This is a genomic window from Phycicoccus sp. HDW14 (assembly GCF_011383005.1).
Taxonomy (GTDB): domain Bacteria; phylum Actinomycetota; class Actinomycetes; order Actinomycetales; family Dermatophilaceae; genus Phycicoccus.
In genome coordinates this window covers 1,394,477-1,413,488 of sequence record NZ_CP049935.1, presented here as the reverse complement: position 1 = coordinate 1,413,488, position 19,012 = coordinate 1,394,477, and the positions used below count along the sequence as shown (strand labels likewise).

The window sequence follows — 19,012 nt, the reverse complement described above, 5'->3', positions numbered from 1 at the left end:
ACAGATGGCTGACATCGCCTCGCTGGGCGACCTGCGCGGCAAGCGCGTCCTCGTCCGGTCCGACCTCAACGTGCCGCTCGACGGCACGACGATCACCGACGACGGTCGCATCCGGGCCTCGGTCCCGACCATCTCGGAGCTGTCCGGGGCGGGCGCACGCGTCATCGTGTGCGCCCACCTCGGGCGCCCCAAGGGGGCTCCGGAGGAGCGGTACTCGCTGCGTCCGGTCGTCGGCCGGCTCTCCGAGCTGCTCGGCCGCGAGGTCGTCTTCGCCACCGACACGGTGGGGAGAGCGCCCAGGCCGCGGTCGCCGCGATGGAGGACGGCGACGTCGTCCTCCTCGAGAACCTCCGGTTCAACCCGGGGGAGACCGCCAAGACCGACGAGGACCGCGCCGCGTTCGCCGACGCCCTCGCCGGGCTCGCCGACGCCTACGTCTCCGACGGTTTCGGTGTCGTGCACCGCAAGCAGGCCTCGGTCTACGACGTCGCCACCCGGCTGCCGTCGGCGATGGGCGGGCTCGTGCGCACGGAGGTCGAGGTGCTGAAGCGCCTCACCGAGTCGCCCGAGCGTCCGTACGCCGTGGTGCTCGGCGGCGCCAAGGTCGCCGACAAGCTCGCGGTCATCGACAACCTCATGAGCACCGCCGACCGGCTGCTCATCGGGGGCGGGATGCTCTTCACCTTCCTCGCGGCCCAGGGGCACGAGATCGGCACCAGCCTCTTCGACGCCGACAGCGTCGAGGCGTGCAAGGGCTACCTCGCCCGGGCCGAGCAGGAGGGCGTCGAGATCGTCCTGCCCGTCGACGTCGTCGTCGGTAACGAGTTCTCGGCCGACACCGAGACCGCGGTCGTCGACGCCGACGCCATCCCGGCCGGCACGATGGGGCTCGACATCGGGCCCCGCTCGGCCGCGCTCTACGCCGAGAAGGTCGCCGACGCGCGCACGGTGTTCTGGAACGGCCCGATGGGCGCGTTCGAGATGGCCCCGTTCGCCGCCGGCACCAAGGCCCTCGCCGAGGCGCTCGTCACGGCCACGGCCGGTGGCGCCCTGACGGTCGTCGGCGGCGGTGACTCCGCCGCGGCGGTGCGCCAGCTCGGCTTCACCGACGACCAGTTCGGCCACATCTCCACCGGTGGCGGGGCCTCCCTCGAGTACCTCGAGGGCAAGGAGCTGCCCGGCATCGCGATCCTCACGAAGGAGCACTGAATGGCCTCCGGCCGCACCCCGCTGATGGCGGGGAACTGGAAGATGAACCTGGACCACCTCCAGGCCACCCACCTCGTGCAGAAGCTCGACTGGACGCTGCGCGACGGCAAGCACGACTTCGGGGCCGTCGAGGTGGCCGTGCTGCCGCCGTTCACCGACATCCGCAGCGTGCAGACCCTCATCGACGGTGACCGCCTCGAGCTGAAGTTCGGCGCGCAGGACCTGTCGCCGCACGACGCCGGCGCCTACACCGGCGACATCAGCGGGGCCTTCCTCGCCAAGCTCGGCTGCACCTACGTCACCGTGGGCCACAGCGAGCGGCGCGAGTACCACCACGAGGGTGACGACGTGGTCAACGGCAAGGTGAAGGCGGCCTTCAAGCACGGGCTGACCCCCATCTTCTGCTGCGGCGAGGGCCTCGAGGTCCGTCAGGCCGGAACGCACGTCGAGCACGTGCTGGCCCAGGTCGAGGCCGGCCTCGCCGGGGTGCCCGTCGAGCAGGCCCGCACCGTCGTGGTCGCCTACGAGCCCATCTGGGCCATCGGCACCGGCGAGGTCGCCACCCCGGACGACGCGCAGGAGGTCTGCGCCGCCATCCGCACCAAGCTCGCCGAGCTGTACAGCGGGGACGTCGCCGACGGCATCCGCGTGCTCTACGGCGGCTCGGTGAAGTCCGGCAACGTCGCGGCGATCATGGCCCAGGAGGACGTCGACGGCGCCCTCGTGGGTGGCGCCTCGATCGACCCCGGGGAGTTCGCGGCGATCTGCCGCTTCCGCGACCACCGCGGCACCGTCTGAGCGTCCGTGGCTGCCGCGCCCCGAGGGGCTGCGGCGGCCACGCCGGTCAGCGGTTATCCTGTACCGGTTGTCCCCGACCCCCACACGAAGGATCCATCCGTGGACGCGGTTCGCATCGGTCTCCAGGTCCTCCTGGTCCTCGGAGGCCTGTTCCTCACCCTCCTCATCCTGCTCCACAAGGGCAAGGGTGGCGGCCTCTCCGACATGTTCGGTGGAGGGATGTCCAGCTCGCTGGGTGGCTCCTCGGTCGCCGAGCGCAACCTCGACCGCATCACGGTCGGCGTCGCGGTCGTCTGGTTCACCTGCGTCGTCGGTCTCGGCGTCCTCGAGCGCTTCGCGGCCTGAGAGGGGACTGGTCATGGCTGGAGGAAACGCGATCCGCGGCTCGCGCGTCGGTGCGGGTCCCATGGGCGAGGCCGAGCGCGGCGAGGCCGCCCCTCGGCGCTTCGTGTCGTTCTGGTGCTCCAACGGGCACGAGACCAAGCCGAGCTTCGCGGAGGAGGCCGGGCTGGTCGTCCCCGAGACGTGGGACTGCCCGCGCTGCGGCTTCCCGGCCGGCCAGGACCAGGACAACCCCCCGGCCCCGCCGAAGGTCGAGCCCTACAAGACCCACCTCGCGTACGTGAAGGAGCGCCGCTCCGACGAGGACGGCCAGGCCATCCTCGACGAGGCGCTCGAGACCCTGCGGGGGCGTGGCCTCATCCAGTGAGTCGCTGACCCGCTGCAGCACCCGACGACCCCGGCCGATGCGGCCGGGGTCGCGCTGTGTCCGGGACCGGAGCCGACGGGCGAGCGTCAGCGGCGGGCGGCGCGGGCGAGGTGGCCGACGACGTTCTCGATCCAGCCCTGCTCGCGCTGCATCCACCGGACGGCGACGAGGGTGCGCACGACGACCGGCACTCCGCGCCGCGGTGGCTCGACGGCGAGGTCGGTGCCGAACGGGTCGGTGCTGACCACCCAGCGGTAGCCGGTGCCGACGAGGTGGTCACCGACGGCCGTCGCCACGACGGTGACGACCTCGGCCGCCTCCGCCTCGTCGTCGCGCCCGAGGGCGGCCGACCAGGCCCGGGCGATGCTCGCGAGGTCGGCGGGGTCGATGTCGTGCTTGGCGTAGCGCAGCCGGTAGGACTCGAGCCGGGCCTCCTCCTCGCCGGTCAACGGCCGGGCAGCGACCTCCTCGACGTGCTCGAGGTCAGCGTCGTCGACCGGTCTGCCCGCGACCTCCCCGTGGTCGCCGTCGTCGTCGCGGCGCCGCCACCGCTGGAGGATGCCCACGGCTGGCTCAGCCCAGCCCGGAGGCGGCGTCGGGGTCGAGGAGCCAGAGGGTGGCCTCCTCGCCGTGAACGTGGGCGGCCGGGGTGGTCTCGAAGGGTGCGCCCCCGACGCCGCGCTGCACGGCGTCGGCCTTGTCGGCGCCGCTGACGAGGAACCACACCGCCCGGGAGCGCTCGAGGCACTCACGGGTCAGGGAGACCCGGTCCGGCGGCGGCTTGGGGGAGTCGTGCACCGCGACGGCCACGGCGCCGGAGGTCGCGGCCGCGGGGTGGTGCGGGAACAGGGAGGCGATGTGCCCGTCGGGGCCGACGCCGAGGATCATGACGTCGAACGCGCCGCCGCCGGAGGCCCGCAGCGTCGCGGCGTACCCCTGCGCCGCCTCCTCGGCCGATCCCGACGCGTCGGGGCCGGGCACGCGGTGGACGTTCGCCGGGTCGAGCCCGAGCGTGCTCAGCCCGGCGTCGTCGTTCTGGGTGTCGTTGCGGTCGGGGTCGCCGGCGGGCAGGTAGCGCTCGTCGCCCCACCAGACGTGGACCCGCGACCAGTCGACGGCGGCGCGCGCGGGCTCGGCCGCCAGCGAGCGGACGATCTCCGAGCCCATCGACCCACCGGTCATCGACACGTGGGCGACCCCACGGGCCGCGAGGGCGTCGACGAGGGCCACGACCAGCCGGGCGGCGGCCGCGTCGGCCAGGGCCTGGCGGCTGGGGTGGACGACGACGACCGCCTCGGGGCGGCTCACGAGCGGCGCTCCTTGACCTCTGCGAGCTTCGTGGCCGCGGCCTTGCGGACGGCCTCGGTGTCGGCGCCGTCGGCGGGCATCGGCATCTTCTCGACCATCGCGCTGCTACCGGCCGTGCGGGCGGCCCGGCGCAGCCGCTGGGCGGTGCGCTCGGCCTCAGCGGGCGAGGGGGCGGCCCCGACCCGGACCGCCTCGCCCGCCGTGCGGCGGGAGGTGGTGACCGCGGCGAAACCCTTGCGCAGGGCGTCCTCGTACACCTCGTCGGGGTCGAGCCGGCGCAGCTCGTCGGCGAGGCACTCGGGGTCGGAGCGGTGCGGCAGCGCGAGGGTGCGGTCGGGCTGGCCGGGCTGGCGCAGCACGGCGGTGTCGCCCTCGATGGGCCGCACGAGGTCGACGGTGCCACTGGCCCGCTCGAGGCGGACCGAGATGATGCCCGACCCGGTGCGCGAGCGGGCGAGCGAGACCGGGCAGCGCAGCCGCGCCGCGAGCCATCCGCCGAGCAGCTCGCCGGACGGGCTGTCCGGGGCGGCGACGACGGTCGCGGCGGTGACCGGCTCGTAGGGCGCCTGGTCGAGGGCGGCCGCGAGCAGCCCCCGCCACAGGGTGATGCGGGACCACGCGAGGTCGGTGTCACCGTCGGTGTACACGGACGCGAGCCGCTTGAGCACCGCGCGCGGAGTGCCGGCGCTGCGGGCGGCGTCGGTGATGCGGCGCTGGGCCATCGCGCCGATCGGGTCGGCGGCGGGGTCCTTCGGCGCCTCGACCGGCCACCAGGCGACGATGGGGGAGTCGGCGAGCAGCAGCGGGGTGACCACGGCCCGCCCGTGCTTGGCCAGCGGCCCGTAGAGGCGCAGCACGACGACCTCGGAGGCCCCGGCGTCGCCCCCGACCCGGATCTGCCCGTCGAGCCGGGCCGCACCGCGGCGGTTGCCGGCGACGACGACGATGATCCGGCACGGGTGCTGGCGGCTGGCGTCGTTGGCGACCTCGACGGCCTCCTCGGCATCGGCCTCCTCGACGACGACGACGAGGGTCAGGACCCGCGAGAGGGCCATCGCCCCGGTGTCGGAGCGCAGCTTGACGAGCCGGCGCGAGACCGCGGCGGTCGAGGTGTTCGGCAGGTCGACGATCATGGGAGCCTCCACTCTCGCCCGTCGCGGCGCATCATCGCGTCGGCGGAGTCCGGGCCCCAGCCGCCGGAGGTGTACTGCTCGGGGGCCTTGCCCTTGGTGGCCCAGTACTTCTCGACGGGGTCGAGGATCTGCCAGGACAGCTCGACCTCCTCGTGCCGCGGGAAGAGCGGCGGCTCGCCGAGCAGGACGTCGAGGATGAGCCGCTCGTAGGCCTCGGGGGAGGACTCGGTGAAGGCGCGGCCGTAGCCGAAGTCCATCGTCACGTCGCGCACCTCCATCTGCGCCCCGGGCACCTTGGCCCCGAAGCGCAGCGTGACGCCCTCGTCGGGCTGGACCCGGATGACGACGGCGTTCTGGCCGAGCTCCTCGGTGGCCGTGCTCTTGAACGGCAGGTGCGGGGCCTGCTTGAAGACCACCGCGATCTCGGTGACGCGCTTGCCGAGCCGCTTGCCGGTGCGCAGGTAGAACGGCACGCCGGCCCAGCGGCGGGTGTCGATGTCGAGGCGGACCGCGGCGTAGGTCTCGGTGGTGGACCCCTTCGCGACGCCGTCCTCCTCGAGGTACCCGACGACCTCCTCGCCGCCCTGCCAGCCGGCGGCGTACTGGCCGCGGGCGGTGCCGCCGGCGAGGTCGGCGGGGATCCGGACGGCGCTGAGCACCTTCTCCTTCTCGGCGCGCAGCCCCTGGGCGTCGAAGGAGACCGGCTCCTCCATCGCGGTGAGCGCGAGCAGCTGGAGCAGGTGGTTCTGGATGACGTCGCGGGCGGCGCCGATGCCGTCGTAGTAGCCGGCGCGGCCGCCGATGCCGATGTCCTCGGCCATCGTGATCTGCACGTGGTCGACGTAGTTGTTGTTCCACACCGGCTCGAACATCTGGTTCGCGAAACGCAGCGCCAGGAGGTTCTGGACCGTCTCCTTGCCGAGGTAGTGGTCGATGCGGAAGACGCAGTCCGGCGGGAAGACGTTCTCGACGATGGCGTTCAGCTCGCGGGCCGAGGCCAGGTCGTGGCCGAACGGCTTCTCGATGACGACGCGCCGCCAGGACCCGCTCTGCGGCGTCGAGAGCCCGGAGCGCTCGAGCTGCTGGCAGACCGTGGCGAACGAGCCCGGCGGGATGGAGAGGTAGAAGGCGTGGTTGCCGCCGGTGCCCCGCTGCTCGTCGAGCTCGGCGACGGTCTCGGCGAGCAGGTCGAAGGCGCCGTCGTCGTCGAAGGAGCCCGGGACGAACCGGATGCCCTCGGCGAGCGAGCGCCACACCTCCTCGCGGAACGGGGTGCGGGCCCGCTCCTTGACCGACTCGTAGACGATCTTGCCGAAGTCCTGGTCGGCCCAGTCGCGGCGGGCGAACCCGACGAGCGAGAAGCCCGGCGGCAGCAGTCCGCGGTTGGCCAGGTCGTAGATCGCCGGCATGAGCTTCTTGCGGGCCAGGTCGCCGGTGACCCCGAACAGGACCATCGAGCAGGGCCCGGCGATGCGGGGGAGCCGCTTGTCGCGCGGGTCCCGCAGCGGGTTGTTGTCGGCGGTGACGCGGGCCGGGCTCATGCGCCGCCTCGGCCGAGCAGCGCCTGCACCTGGGCGAGCCCGGCGTCGTGGTCGGTGAGGTGCAGCCGCAGGACCGGCCGGCCGTGGTCGGCGAGCACCTGGGCGTCGCCGGCCGCCTGGGCGGCGATGAACTGGCCGAAGGTGAAGTCGCGCCCGGGCACGGCGAGGTCCTCGGCGGGTGTGGTCGTGACCTGCACGTACACGCCGGTCGCCGGGCCGCCCTTGTGGTACTGCCCGGTGGAGTGCAGGAAGCGCGGGCCCCACCCGAAGGTGACCGGCCGCTGCGTGCGCTCGAACAGGTCGCGGGCGACGTTCTCGAGGTCGGCGTCGGCCTCGCGGTCGAGGTAGGCCATGACGGCGACGTAGCCGTGCTCGGGGTCGAGCAGGGCCAGGAGGTCGTCGAGGGCGGTGTCGAGGGTCGCCGTGCCGGTGAGCCAGTCGCCCCCGAGGGTGCGGACCTCGACGGCCCCGTCGGTGAAGGCGGGCTCGTCGCCGGCCCCGATGCCGGCGTCGAGCAGCTCGCGGGCCGCCGCCTTGGCGCTCTCGACGTCGGGCTGGTCGAAGGGGTTGGTGCCCAGGAGCCGGCCGGCGACGGCGGTGGCCGCCTCCCAGAGCAGCATCTGGGCCCCGAGCGGTCCGGCGACGGTGACGACCGAGTCGCCGAGGCCGCCGTCGTCGTCGGAGTCGGTGGCCACGAGGCGGGCGACCGTGCCGTCGGCGTAGAGGTGCGCGGGCTCGGACCCGATCGCCACGACCGGCAGGATGCCCGAGCCCTCCTTGCCGGTGGACTCGGCGATGAGCTGCTCGGCCCACGCCGGGAAGCCGATGTTCTCGGTGCCGGCGTCGACGAGGACCAGCTTGTCGCGCAAAGGTTCCGTGCCGGCCATCGCGGCTCCGAGCCGGAGCGCGGGGTTGGCCTCGTCGTCGGCGGCGAGGAGGTCGGCGACCGTCTCGGCGTCGTCGAGCAGCGCCTCGATGTCGGCACCGGCCAGGCCGCTGGGCACGAGCCCGAAGGCGGTGAGCGCGGAGTAGCGCCCGCCGACCGCGGGGTCGGCGTTGACGACCCGGAACCCGGCGCCCCGGGCCTGCTCGTCGAGCGGGCTGCCGGGGTCGGTGACGACGACCATCCGCGTCGTGGGGTCGAGCCCCGCGTCCCGGAAGGCCTGCTCGAAGGCACGCCGCTGGCTGTCGGTCTCGACGGTGGAGCCGGACTTGCTCGACACGACGACGACGGTGCGCTCGAGGTCGGTGAGGGCGCCGCGGACGACGTCGGGGTCGGAGGAGTCGAGGACGACGATCGGCACGCCGGCCGTCGCGCAGATGACCTCTGGGGCGAGCGAGGAGCCACCCATCCCGCAGAGCACGACCCGGTCGTAGCCGACCTCCTCGAGCTCGCCGCGCAGTGCGGCGACCTCGCCGACGAGCGGGCGCGAGCTGCGGGGCAGGCCGGTCCAGGAGAGGCGCTTGGACGCCTCGTCCTCGGCGGCCTCGCCCCACAGGGTGTGGTCCTGCGCGAAGAGCCGGCTGGCCACCGCGTCGGCGACGAGGGTCGGCACGTGCGCGGCGATCGCCTCGGCGGCCGCCCCGGTGGCGGAGACGTCGAGCGTGCTCACGCGGACGCCTTCTGCAGCTCGCGGTCGACGCCGTCGAGCAGCTCTCCCCACGCCTTCTCGAACTTGTCGACGCCCTCGCGCTCGAGCTGGTCGACGACCTCGGAGTAGGAGATGCCGAGCCGCTCGAGGGTGTCGAGGACCTCGGCCGCCGCGGCGTAACCGCCGGTGACGGTGTCGCCGGTGACCTCGCCGTGGTCGGCGGTGGCGTCGAGGGTCTTCTCCGGCATGGTGTTGACCGTGCCGGGGGCGACGAGCTCGGTGACGTACATCGTGTCGGGGTAGGCCGGGTCCTTGACGCCGGTCGAGGCCCACAGCGGACGCTGGCGGTGCGCGCCGGCCGCCTCGAGGGAGGCCCAGCGCGGGGTCGAGAAGACCTCCTCGTAGGCCTGGTAGGCCAGTCGCGCGTTGGCGATGCCGGCCTTGCCGCGCACGGCCTTCGCCTCGTCGGAGCCGATGGCGTCGAGGCGCTTGTCGACCTCGGCGTCGACGCGCGAGACGAAGAACGAGGCGACCGACCGGATCGTCGACAGGTCCTTGCCGTTCTCGCGGGCCTGCTCGAGGCCGGTGAGGAAGGCGTTCATCACGGCGCGGTAGCGGTCGAGGGAGAAGATCAGCGTGACGTTGACCGAGATCCCCTCGGCGAGCACCTGGCTGATGGCCGGCAGGCCCTCGAGCGTGGCGGGGATCTTGATGAACACGTTCGGCTGGTCGACCTCGGCGCTCAGCGCCTTGGCCTCCGTGACGGTGCGGTTCGTGTCGTGCGCGGCACCGGGGTCGACCTCGATGGAGACCCGGCCGTCCTCGCCGTCGGTGGCCTCGAAGACCGGCTTCATGATCTCGCAGGCGTCGTGCACGTCCTGGGTGGTCAGGGCGAAGACGGTCTCGTCGACCGTCTTCCCCGCCGCGGCGAGCTCGCCGACCTGCTCGTCGTAGGCGTGGCCCTCGGAGAGCGCCGCCTGGAAGATCGAGGGGTTCGTCGTGACACCGACGACCCCCTTCTCGTCGATGAGCTGCTGGAGGTTGCCGGACGAGATCCGCTCGCGCGAGAGGTCGTCGAGCCAGACCGAGACGCCGTTCGCGGCGAGGTCCTGGATGGGCTGGGGTGCGGTCATGGGGTGTCTCACTTCCTGGCCGAGGCCGCGCTCTTGCGGCTCGGCGCCTTGGGCGTGCCGACGTCGGTGCCCTCGTCCTTGCGGGCGCGCGGCGCCGTGTCGTTGACGGCGGGCGTGCCGGAGGCGGAACGGGCGGCCTTGAGCGAGTCCTTGGCGGCCTTGACGACCTCCTCGGGCGTGAACCCGAACTCGCGGAACAGCCGCGCGCCGTCGGCCGAGGCCCCGAAGTGCTCGAGGCTGATGCAGCGGCCGGCGTCTCCGACGAGGTCGTGCCATCCCATGGCCACACCCGCCTCGACGCTGACGCGGGCCCGGACCTCGGGGGGCAGGACCTTGTTCTGGTAGGAGCGCGGCTGCTCCTCGAACCATTCCCGGCACGGCATCGAGACGACGCGCGTGCGCGTGCCGGCCTTCTCGAGGCGCTCTCGTGCCGCGAGGGCCAGGCCGACCTCGGAGCCGGTGGCGATGAGGACGACCTCGGGGGCCTGGTCGCCCGTCGGGCCGCCGTCGACGAGGACGTAGGCGCCCTTGCGGACGCCGGAGGCCTTCGCGTGGGTCTTGCGGTCGACGGTCGGGAGGGCCTGCCGGGAGAGGGCCAGGCCGGCGGGGCGTCCGCGGCGCAGGATCTCGCCCCAGGCCTCGGAGGTCTCGTTGGCGTCGGCCGGGCGGACGACGGCCAGGCCCGGGATGGCCCGCAGCGAGGCGAGGTGCTCGACCGGCTGGTGGGTCGGGCCGTCCTCGCCGAGGCCGACGGAGTCGTGGGTCCACACGAAGGTGACCGGCAGCTCCTGGATGGCGGCGAGCCGCACGGCCGGGCGCATGTAGTCGGAGAAGACGAGGAAGGTGCCGCCGTAGGGGCGGGTCATCCCCTCGAGCGCGATCCCGTTGAGGATCATGCCCATCGCGTTCTCGCGGATGCCGAAGTGCAGCGTGCGGCCGTAGGGGCCGCCCTTCCACTCGGCGGTCTGCTTGCCGGCGGGGATGAACGAGGGCTGGCCGCCCATCGTCGTGTTGTTCGACTCGGCGAGGTCGGCCGAGCCGCCCCACAGCTCGGGGACGACGTCGGCGAGGGCCGTCAGCACCTTGCCCGAGGCGGCGCGTGTGGCGATGCCCTTCGGGTCGGCGTCGAAGGTCGGCAGCGCCTTGGCGAAGTCCTTCGGCAGCTCGGCGGCGACGAGCCGGTCGAGGAGGGAGGCGCGCTCGGGGTTGGCCTTGCGCCACGCCTTGTAGCCCTTGTCCCACTCGCGGTGGGCGGCCTTGCCGCGCTTCTTGACCTCGCGGGTGTGGGTGATGACGGCGCGGTCGACCTCGAAGGTCTTCTTCGGGTCGAACCCGAGGATCGTCTTGGTGGCCGCGACCTCGTCGTCGCCGAGGGCCGAGCCGTGCGACTTGCCCGTGCCCCGCGCCGACGGCGCCGGCCAGGCGATGACGGTGTGCAGGCGCACGAGGGTCGGTCGCTTGCCGGGGCGACGGCTCTTCTCGAGGGCGGTGAGGACCGCGTCGACGTCCTCGGTGTAGCTCGCGTCGCCGGCGGGGTCGGAGGACCGGCGCCAGTCGACGTCGACGACGTCCCAGCCGTAGGCCTCGAACCGCTTGCCGACGTTCTCGGAGAACGAGATGTCGGTGTCGTCCTCGATGGAGATCTGGTTCGCGTCGTAGACGACGGTGAGGTTGCTGAGCTCCTGGTGGCCGGCGAGCGAGCACGCCTCGGAGGCAACGCCTTCCATGAGGTCACCGTCGGAGGCCAGGACCCACACGTGGTGGTCGAAGGGACTCTGCCCGGCCTTGGTCTCGGGGTCGAGCAGGCCGCGCTGGCGGCGCTGGGCCATCGCCATGCCGACGGCCGAGGCGAGGCCGGACCCGAGCGGGCCGGTGGTGATCTCGACACCGGGGGTGTGGTGCACCTCCGGGTGGCCGGGGGTCAGCGAGCCCCAGGTGCGCAGCGCCTTGAGGTCGGACAGCTCGAGGCCGTAGCCGGACAGGTAGAGCTGGATGTACTGCGTGAGCGAGGAGTGCCCGCACGACAGCACGAAGCGGTCGCGCCCGAGCCACGTGGGGTCGGACGGGTCGTGGCGCATGACGTTCTGGTAGAGCAGGTACGCGACGGGCGCCAGGCTCATCGCGGTGCCCGGGTGGCCGTTCCCGGTCTTCTGCACGGCGTCGGCGGCGAGCACCCGGACGGTGTCGACCGCCCGGACGTCGAGGTCGGTCCACTTCGCCTTCTTCGCCACGGGGCGGTTCAGCTCGGGGGAGCGGCCGGCCAGCAGCGAGGTGGAGCGCTTGCGGGTGGTGGTGGTGGTCAAGGGAAACCTCTCTCACGGGAACGAACTCGGGCGGAACCACCGGCGGTGAGGGCGCCGTGTGACGCTGGTCCGACCCACCCTAGTGCCGGACCGGACCCCCGGTGAGGGGCGGTCGACGGGGTTCTGCACGACGGCGGCTAGAATCGCGGCGCACCGTTCCGGCCGACCGCGAAGGACGACGTGGCCACCTCCCCCCTGACTGCCGCATCGGCGCCCGACGCCGCCCGCGGCCGTGGGCGCCGGGTCTCCGCCTTCGTGGCGCTGACCAAGCCGCGCATCATCGAGCTGCTGCTCGTCACGACGGTGCCGGTGATGTTCCTCGCCGAGCGCGGCGTGCCCTCGTTGTGGCTCGTCGTCGCGACCCTCGTCGGCGGCATCCTCAGCGCCGGCGCGGCCAACACCTTCAACTCGGTGTACGACCGCGACATCGACCGGCTGATGCACCGCACGAGCTCGCGCCCGATGGTCACCGGCGAGGTGACCGTCACCGAGGCGATGGTCTTCGGCGGCGTGCTGACCGTCGCCTCGACCGCCTGGTTCGCCCTCGTCGTCAACGTGCTGTCGGCCGTGCTGTCGGTGGTGGCCATCGTGCTCTACGCCGTCGGCTACACGATCCTGCTCAAGCGGCGCACGTCGCAGAACATCGTCTGGGGCGGCATCGCCGGGTGCATGCCGACCCTCATCGGCTGGTCGGCCGTCACCGGCACGGTGCAGTGGCCGGCCCTCGTGCTCTTCCTCGTGATCTTCTTCTGGACCCCGCCGCACTACTGGCCGCTGTCGATGGCCTTCCGCGACGACTACGCCAACGCCGAGGTCCCGATGCTGCCGGTCGAGCGCGGCCCGGTGGCCGTCGGGCGCCAGGTCGTCGCGTACTCCTGGGTGATGGTGGCGACGTCGCTCGTCCTCGTGCCGGTGGCCTCGATGGGCTGGCTCTACGCCGGCACCGCGGTGCTCGCGGGGGCGCTGTTCGTCGCCGAGGCGCACCGCCTGCTGGCCGCCGCCCGTCGGGGCCTCACGGGCAACGCGCTCAAGCCGATGCGCCTGTTCCACTACTCGATCACCTACGTGACGGTGGTCTTCCTCGCGGTGGCGGTCGACCCGCTGCTGCACCTCGCCATCCGCTGAGTCGGCCGGTCACGCGGCGTCGAGCCGCCCCGGCGGCAGGTCGCGCCCGCGGCGGTAGGGACCGACGTACGGTGCGAGCGACACGACGGCGTGCAGGGCGGTCATGACGAGGATGGTCGGCTGCACGCCGAGGGCGGTGCCGAGCCAGCCGGCCACGAGGCCCGCGAGCGGCATCGTGCCGAAGTTGAGGACCGAGGACGCCGACGTCGTGCGGCCGAGCAGGTGCGGCGGGGTGTAGCGCTGGCGGAAGGCCGAGCGGACGACGTTGGCCCCGACGACCCCCACACCGACGAGGGCCACCCCCACCGGGACGAGGGCGACGGCCGGGCCGGGTCCGGCCAGCGGGACGAGCAGGGCCGTGGGTCCGCCGAGCACCTGGAGCCAGCGCATGGCCCGGGCCGTGCCGACCCGGTGGGCGAGCGGCGAGGCGACCGCGGCGCCCAGCAGACCGCCGACGCTGCCGGCCGACACGAGCAGGCCGACCGTGGCCGGACGCACGTCGAGGTCGCGGACGAGGAAGAGCACGAGCAACGCGCCGTAGCCGGTGAGGGCGAAGTTCGAGGCCGCGCCCTGGAGGGAGAAGAAGCGCAGGAACGGGTCCCGGCGGACGATGCGCACGCCGTCGGCGATCTCGTCGCGCAGCCGGCCGCGCTCGGGACGCTCGGGGGCGGGGCGCAGGGTCCGGGGGTCGATCCGCCACAGGCAGGCCGCGGAGACGAGGAAGCTGACGACGTCGGCGACGACGGCGACGGCGGCGCCGACGAGCTGGACGAGCAGGCCGCCGACGCCCGGCCCCGCGACCTGCATCGCGGACTCGGTGCCGTAGAGGCGCCCGTTGGCGGCGTCGAGGTCGTCCTCGCGCACCACCCGGGGCACGAACGCGGCGTACGCGGTGCGGAAGAAGACCGAGCAGGCCCCGCCGGCCAGGGCCGCGGCGAGCAGGTGCGGCAGTCCGAGCACCCCGAGGAGGAAGGCGACGGGCACCGAGCCCACGGCCGCGGCCGCCACGAGGTCGGCGACGACCATGACGCGGCGCGGGTCGAGGCGGTCGACCCAGGCGCCGGCGGGCAGCCCGACGACGAGCCAGGGGAGCCAGGCCGCCGCGGTGAGCAGGCCCATCCAGCCCGCGCCGGCCCCGAACTCGGTGACCGCGAGGAGCGGCACGACGACGGTGGTGGTCATCGCCCCGAGGACGCTGACGCCCTCGCCGACCCACAGCAGAACGAAGGAACGGTTGCGGCGCAGGGGAACCGGGCCGGTCGTCGTGGTGGGGGAGGAGGTCGTCACGGCTGGCACGGGAACCCCCTCGCGAAGACGAGCACCGGTTCGCGCTCGACGCCGTCGTCGGGGATCTCGCGGTCGGACCAGCGGCGGTAGAGCGCGACGGTCTCCTCGGCGACCTGCCGCAGCTCGGCGGGGGAGAGGCGCATCCAGTTCTGGTTGGCGAAGGCGGCGTCGTCCCACTCGGGGTCGGTGCCCTCGTTGGCGAGCCAGGCGGTCACGCGCTCGAGCTGGCGGCGCAGCTGGAGGGCCTCGGCCTCGCGCGCGGCGGCCTCGGCTGCGGGGTCGCCGGCCAGGTCGAGGCTGCTCCACCGGGTACCGGCCGACACGAGCCGCCACCACCGCTCCCGCCGGTCACGGGCCAGCTCGGGAGCCTCCTCGACGAGCCCGGCCTCGGCGAGCACCTTGAGGTGGTGGCTCGCGTTGCCGACCGCCTGGCCGGTGCGGGCGGCGAGCATCGACGCGGTCGACGGACCGTCGACCTTGAGGGCGTCCATGATCCGCGAGCGGAACGGGTGGGCGAGGGCCGCGAGCGGTGCGGCGTCGCGCAGGGTGCGGATCTCCGGCTTCGTCATGATGTCGACCATAGATGCACAAGGCCGCTTGCACAAGGGCTATTGTCGATACGGTGGAGGCCGACGAGCTAACCCTTCCGGCTCGCGAGCCACACCGACCGTGCCGAGCCGCGTCGACCCGGCTCGGGAGCACGCGAGTCGGCCCTGGACCAGCGGCCTGAGGTACCTCACGCCGTCCGCGGGTGCCGGAGATACGGCAGCCGCCCGATGTGGCGGCCCACCTCAGCCGCGCACCGTGGAGGACGTCGGACGGACCCGCCCACCGACCACGAGAAGGAGACCACCGTGAGCATCCACGCAGACCAGCTGTTCGTCACCGCCGAGGTCGAGCGCCGTCTCGAGCTCGCCGGCGTCGACGTGCACCACCCGCGCCGCCGGCACGACCAGGGCGCCGAGGAGACGCGCGTCGGCACCGGCGTCCACCCGTTCGCCGCCGTCGTCGCGCGGCTCGTCCGGCCCCGCGCCACCGGCCGCCCGCGCCACCCGTGAGGGGACCGGCGTCGGTGCCGGGTGCCATGATCGGGCCCGTGCCGCCCCGTGTCCGCCCCGAGCTCGTCGGCCGCCTCGAGGAGCTCGACCGCGTCGCCGACGCCCTCGGCCAGCACGAGGGCGGCGGCGGCGCGGTGCTGCTCGGGGGCGACGCCGGCATCGGCAAGTCCGCGCTCGTGGCCCGCCTCGTCGAGCAGGCCGAGGGGCAGCGCGTCCTCGTCGGGCACTGCGTCGGCGAGGTCGGTACGAGCCTTCCGTACCTGCCTCTCGTCGAGGTGTTCGCCCAGCTCGACGCGCGCGAGCGCGACCTCGTCGACGAGCTCGTCGCCACCCACCCCGGGCTCGTGCCCCTGGTGCCCCGACTGGCCGGTGCCGCCCGCTCCGACACCGTGCGCGGCGACCTCGTCGAGGCCGTGCACGCCGCCCTCACCGAGCTCGGTCGGCGCGGGCCGGTGCTCGCGGTCGTCGAGGACGTGCACTGGGCCGACGACTCCACCCGCGAGCTGCTGACCCTCCTGTTCACCCGCGGTGCGCCCCCGGGGGTCGGGCTGCTCGTCACCTGGCGCAGTGACGACATCCACCGACGGCACCCCCTCGCCAGTGCCCTCGCCCTCTGGTCCCGCCTGCCGTCGTTGACCCGCCTCGAGCTCGGGCCGCTGCCCGACGCCGACCTGCGCGTCGTCGTCCGCCGGGCCGCCGGGGCGCTCTCGCCGCGCGTCGTCGACGAGGTCGCCCGCCGGGCCGAAGGCAACGCCTTCTTCGCCGAGGAGCTCGCGGCCGCCGCGGGCACCGGCGGTGCCGACCCCGGTGACCTCACCCGGTTGCTGCTCGCGCGCGTCGACCAGCTCGACGACGAGGCCCAGGCGGTGGTGCGGGTGGCGGCGGTCATCGGCCGGCGCGTGCCGCACGCCCTCCTCGAACGCGTCGCGGCGGTCGAGCCCGGCGTGCTGCGGGCCGCCCTGCGCGCCGCCCTCGAGCACCACGTCCTCGAGCCGTGGGGCGACCGGGGGTACGAGTTCCGCCACGCCCTGCTCGCCGAGGCGGTCAGCGACGACCTCCTGCCGCACGAGCGCGTCCAGCTGCACCGGGCCTGCGCCGACGCCCTGCTCGAGGACGCGAGCCTCGGCTCGGCGGCCGACCTCGCCCGCCACGCCCTGGCCTCCGGCGACCGGGGCCTGGCTCTCACCTCGGCCGTGCGCGCCGGCGACAGCGCCCGCCGGATGGGTGGCCCGGCCGAGGCCCTCGCGCACTACGAGGCGGCCCTCGGACTCCTCGACGTCGATCCCGGGCAGGCCCACACCCTCACCCTGCGCGCGGCCGGCGCCGCCAACGCCGCCGGACGGCCGATGCGCGCGATGACGCTGCTGCGGGCGCGGCTGGCCAGCCCAGACCCGAGCGCGCACGAGCGCGCGGAGCTGATGGGCGCCGTCGCCTTCGCCTCGCGGATGACCGAGGAACGGATCGACCGGCTCGCGCTGACCGCCGAGGCACTCGACCTGCTCGACGACGACGCCCCCGCGCCGCTGCGGGGCAGCCTCCTGACCCGTCGCGCCGAGGCGCTCACCGACGCCGGGCCCACGGCCGAGGCCGTCGCGGTGGCCGACGAGGTGATGGCCCTGGCCGTCCGCCACGAGCTCACCGTCGACCGCGCCGACCTGTCGTCGGTGCTCGTCCGGCTCGGCGAGGCGGCCGGCGACCCCCACGAGTCGATCCGCCGGCTCGAGGCGGTCGTCGCGGAGTGGACCGACGCCCCCGACCTCGCCCTGCTGCGCGCGATGCACGTGCTGGCCGGCCTGCACCTGCGCCAGGGCGAGTTCCGGGCGGCCCTCGAGGGCTTCGAGCGCGAGCACGCCGAGGCGCGGCGGGCCGGGCTGCAGGCCTCGGTCTTCGGGGTCGACGGCCGGGCCTTCGCGGTCACCGCCGCCTACGAGATGGGCGACTGGGACCTCGCGGTGCGGCTCGTCGACGACGCCCGGGCCTCCGGTCTGCCCGCCGCGGGACTCGCGGGCATCGAGTGCGCCGGCTCGTACATCCCGGTGGCCCGCGGCGAGGTCGACCCCGAGGAGGTGCTGACGGCGTCGCGGCCGTTCTGGTCCGAGGACGGCCGGATCGCGGTGCAGGCCGGGTCGGCCGCCGTCGACGCGCTCGGTCGCGAGGGCCGGCTCGAGCGGATGCTCGAGGTGCACGCCGAGCTCGTCGCCCACCTGCGCGACCTCTGGTCCCTCCCACGGCTGCCGGTCGAGGTGCGGCTCGCGGCCCTCGTCGTCGGGCACCTCGCCTCCTCGCTGCGCGACCTGCCGGGGGAGGAGCGGCGCCGGCTGCTCGAGGTCGGTCGGGCGCTGGCCGCCGACGCGGCCCAGGTGTGGGGTGAGGGGTCGACGCTGCCCGAGCCCTCGCTCGAGGGGGTCGCCTGGACGGCCCGGGCCCGGGCCGAGGCGCTGCGCCTCGAGTGGGCGGCCGGTGCCGCGGTCGGTGCCGAGGCCCTCGTCGAGCCGTGGCGCGAGGCCGTCGGCCTCTTCGAGACGCGCGCCGAGCCGTACGAGCTGGCCCGGTCGCGGGCCCGGCTCGCCGAGGTGCTCGCGGCGAGCGGTGGCTCCGGCGCCGCCGAACAGGCCGCGCTCGCCCGCGCCGAGGCCGAACGCCTCCGGGCCGGGCCGCTGCTCGCGTCCCTCGACCGGCTCGCGGCACGGCCGGCCGCCACCGGGCTCACGGCCCGCGAGGCCGAGGTGCTGGCCCTCGTCGCGGCCGGGCGCTCCAACGGCGAGGTCGGCCGGGCGCTGTTCATCAGCACGAAGACGGCCAGCGTGCACGTCTCGAACATCCTCGCCAAGCTCGGCGCCGGTTCACGCGGGGAGGCGGTGGCGCTGGCCCGGGCCGCGGGACTGTTGCGGGACTAGGCCGCTCGGCTGCGCAGCGCAAGCATGCCCGCGGTCAGGGCCACGACGAGCAGCGAGGCGCCGAGCATGTGCGCCAGCACGAGGGCCTCGGGCAGGGCGGTGAGGTACTGCACGTACCCGATGACGCCCTGGGCCAGCGTGACGCCGAGGACGACGAGCCAGGCCCGGGGCGCGGAGGTGGCCTCGGCGGTGAGCCGGGCGGCGAGCCAGGTGGCGACGACGAGGCCGAGGAAGAGCATGACGACGTCGGCGTGCAGCCACGAGATGGTGCGCGGGTCGAAGCCGAAGCGGTTGGGGGTGTCGGCATCGCCGGAGTGCGGCCCCGAGCCGGTCACGACGGTGCCGAGGGCGAGGACCACGGCACCGACGGCGCTGGTCACCCAGCCGAGGCGGACGACGAGGTCGGGCACGAGCGGGCGGGGCGGGACCGCCGCCTCGGACCGTGTGAACCACAGGTAGCCCGCGGCGACGACGAGCGCCATCGAGAGCAGGAAGTGGGTGGCGACCGTGGCGGGGTGCAGGCCGAGCAGCACGGTGAGGCCGCCGAGCAGCGCCTGCGCCACGACCCCGCCGAGGACGACGAGGGCGGCGACCTTCATGGGCCGCCGGGGCGCGGACCGCCAGACGACGACGACGGTGGCCAGCGCGAGCACCGCGAGGACGCCGGTGAGGGTGCGGTTGCCGAACTCGATGTACTTGTGGAAGCCCTCGGCCTGCTCGACGGTCGGCGTGATGGAGGTACCGGTGCAGCGCGGCCAGGTGGGGCACCCGAGGCCGCTACCGGTGAGCCGGACCAGGCCCCCGGTGACGACGATGCCGACCTGCGCGACGAGGTTCGCGAGCAGCACCGGACCCAGCCAGCGGGAGCCGGCGCGGGTGCCCGACCCGACCGGGGTCGCGGTGCTCGTCGTCACGCGAG

At 74.3% G+C, this 19,012-nt stretch carries 16 protein-coding genes and 1 pseudogene; 7 read left to right on the top strand and 10 right to left on the bottom strand.

What is annotated here, in order from left to right; translation table 11 throughout:
• The first annotated feature begins 4 nt into the window (after positions 1-4).
• From pgk to G7075_RS07040, 4 genes and pseudogenes are all read left to right on the top strand, one after another.
• Positions 5-1,209 (top strand): annotated as a pseudogene (pgk, locus tag G7075_RS07055) (phosphoglycerate kinase).
• A complete protein-coding gene (tpiA, locus tag G7075_RS07050) occupies positions 1,210-2,007 on the top strand; it encodes a triose-phosphate isomerase (protein WP_166120332.1) in 798 nt (265 codons plus the stop codon).
• Between the two features lie 99 nt (positions 2,008-2,106).
• Entirely contained in the window at positions 2,107-2,352 is a 246-nt protein-coding gene (secG, locus tag G7075_RS07045) for a preprotein translocase subunit SecG (protein WP_166120328.1), read from the top strand.
• A 13-nt stretch (positions 2,353-2,365) separates the two neighbouring features.
• Positions 2,366-2,716 (top strand): RNA polymerase-binding protein RbpA, encoded by a 351-nt coding sequence (locus G7075_RS07040; protein WP_166120325.1) that lies wholly within the window; start codon positions 2,366-2,368, stop codon positions 2,714-2,716.
• An 86-nt stretch (positions 2,717-2,802) separates the two neighbouring features.
• Here G7075_RS07040 and G7075_RS07035 read toward each other — a convergent pair whose 3' ends face one another.
• Genes G7075_RS07035 through tkt form a run of 7 tightly spaced genes read right to left on the bottom strand, consistent with a single transcriptional unit; the run spans position 2,803 to position 11,726 of the window.
• Positions 2,803-3,282 (bottom strand): hypothetical protein, encoded by a 480-nt coding sequence (locus tag G7075_RS07035; protein WP_166120322.1) that lies wholly within the window; start codon positions 3,280-3,282, stop codon positions 2,803-2,805.
• Positions 3,283-3,289: 7 nt separating this feature from the next.
• Positions 3,290-4,024, bottom strand: coding sequence for a 6-phosphogluconolactonase (gene pgl / locus G7075_RS07030; RefSeq protein WP_166120319.1), 735 nt, complete (start codon positions 4,022-4,024; stop codon positions 3,290-3,292).
• A complete protein-coding gene (locus tag G7075_RS07025; protein WP_166120316.1) occupies positions 4,021-5,157 on the bottom strand; it encodes a glucose-6-phosphate dehydrogenase assembly protein OpcA in 1,137 nt (378 codons plus the stop codon). Before G7075_RS07025 ends, pgl begins: the two co-directional genes overlap by 4 nt.
• Positions 5,154-6,698, bottom strand: coding sequence for a glucose-6-phosphate dehydrogenase (gene zwf / locus G7075_RS07020; RefSeq protein WP_166120313.1), 1,545 nt, complete (start codon positions 6,696-6,698; stop codon positions 5,154-5,156). The genes G7075_RS07025 and zwf overlap by 4 nt, the downstream gene beginning before the upstream one ends.
• Positions 6,695-8,311, bottom strand: coding sequence for a glucose-6-phosphate isomerase (locus tag G7075_RS07015; RefSeq protein WP_166120310.1), 1,617 nt, complete (start codon positions 8,309-8,311; stop codon positions 6,695-6,697). The genes zwf and G7075_RS07015 overlap by 4 nt, the downstream gene beginning before the upstream one ends.
• A complete protein-coding gene (gene tal, locus G7075_RS07010; protein ID WP_166120307.1) occupies positions 8,308-9,423 on the bottom strand; it encodes a transaldolase in 1,116 nt (371 codons plus the stop codon). Before tal ends, G7075_RS07015 begins: the two co-directional genes overlap by 4 nt.
• Before the next feature lie 8 nt (positions 9,424-9,431).
• Positions 9,432-11,726 (bottom strand): transketolase, encoded by a 2,295-nt coding sequence (gene tkt, locus G7075_RS07005; protein WP_166120304.1) that lies wholly within the window; start codon positions 11,724-11,726, stop codon positions 9,432-9,434.
• Between the two features lie 180 nt (positions 11,727-11,906).
• Between tkt and G7075_RS07000 the strand changes: the two genes are divergently transcribed.
• A complete protein-coding gene (locus tag G7075_RS07000) occupies positions 11,907-12,851 on the top strand; it encodes a heme o synthase (RefSeq protein ID WP_166120301.1) in 945 nt (314 codons plus the stop codon).
• Positions 12,852-12,860: 9 nt separating this feature from the next.
• Here G7075_RS07000 and G7075_RS06995 read toward each other — a convergent pair whose 3' ends face one another.
• Both G7075_RS06995 and G7075_RS06990 read right to left on the bottom strand, forming a co-directional pair.
• Complete coding sequence (locus tag G7075_RS06995; protein WP_166120298.1) at positions 12,861-14,147, bottom strand: MFS transporter; 1,287 nt, start codon at positions 14,145-14,147, stop codon at positions 12,861-12,863.
• The gene (locus G7075_RS06990; RefSeq protein WP_166120296.1) at positions 14,135-14,707 is read right to left on the bottom strand and encodes a winged helix-turn-helix domain-containing protein; all 573 of its coding nucleotides are present in this window, start codon (positions 14,705-14,707) and stop codon (positions 14,135-14,137) included. Before G7075_RS06990 ends, G7075_RS06995 begins: the two co-directional genes overlap by 13 nt.
• A gap of 285 nt (positions 14,708-14,992) precedes the next feature.
• Here G7075_RS06990 and G7075_RS06985 point away from each other — a divergent pair, with 285 nt between their 5' ends.
• Both G7075_RS06985 and G7075_RS22230 read left to right on the top strand, forming a co-directional pair.
• Positions 14,993-15,196 (top strand): hypothetical protein, encoded by a 204-nt coding sequence (locus G7075_RS06985; protein ID WP_166120293.1) that lies wholly within the window; start codon positions 14,993-14,995, stop codon positions 15,194-15,196.
• 38 nt (positions 15,197-15,234) lie between these two features.
• On the top strand, positions 15,235-18,093 hold the full coding sequence (locus G7075_RS22230; protein WP_166120290.1) for a LuxR family transcriptional regulator: 2,859 nt from the start codon (positions 15,235-15,237) through the stop codon (positions 18,091-18,093).
• On the opposite strand, the gene G7075_RS06975 is transcribed toward G7075_RS22230, so the two are convergent.
• Positions 18,090-19,007 carry a heme A synthase gene (locus G7075_RS06975; RefSeq protein ID WP_166120287.1) on the bottom strand — a complete coding sequence of 306 codons (918 nt, stop codon included), beginning with the start codon at positions 19,005-19,007 and terminating at the stop codon, positions 18,090-18,092. The two genes, G7075_RS22230 and G7075_RS06975, sit on opposite strands and share 4 nt — an antisense overlap.
• Positions 19,008-19,012: the final 5 nt, after the last annotated feature.